The 383-nt window shown below is 78.1% G+C and carries 1 protein-coding gene; it reads right to left on the minus strand.

The window, feature by feature from the left end:
- A partial coding sequence (locus D476_RS34100) for a YhjD/YihY/BrkB family envelope integrity protein (protein WP_192826412.1) occupies positions 1 to 383 on the minus strand: 383 nt, incomplete at both ends.

A 383-nucleotide genomic window follows, 5' to 3' on the forward strand; every position in this document is an offset into this window, starting at 1 on the left:
TCAGGGCGCGCGAGCGGGCCAGCGCCTCGGCGGTGGGGCGGGCCGGGAGCACGGCGGCGCCGTGCACGCCGTCGGCGGGGCGGACCGCGCTGCGGCCGGGTTCGGCCGGGTCCAGCCCGACCGGCAGGTCGAGCGGGACGGCCCCCTGGTAGGGCGGCGGGACCGGGAGCCAGGTGGCGGTCCAGGCGGCGGCGAACATGACGGCGCGCAGCACGATGTTCATCCACACCAGCAGCCCGACCAGGACCGCGAAGGAGGCGTAGACCGGGTTGTTCAACGTCCCGGCGATCAGCAGCGCTCCCGCCGACTTGAGCACCTCGAACGCGGCGGCGGCCAGCAGCGCCCCGCGCCACAGCATCCGCCAGGGGCGGCGGGGGGCGGGC

The sequence above is a fragment of the Nocardiopsis chromatogenes YIM 90109 genome (assembly GCF_000341185.1).
Classification (GTDB): domain Bacteria; phylum Actinomycetota; class Actinomycetes; order Streptosporangiales; family Streptosporangiaceae; genus Nocardiopsis_A; species Nocardiopsis_A chromatogenes.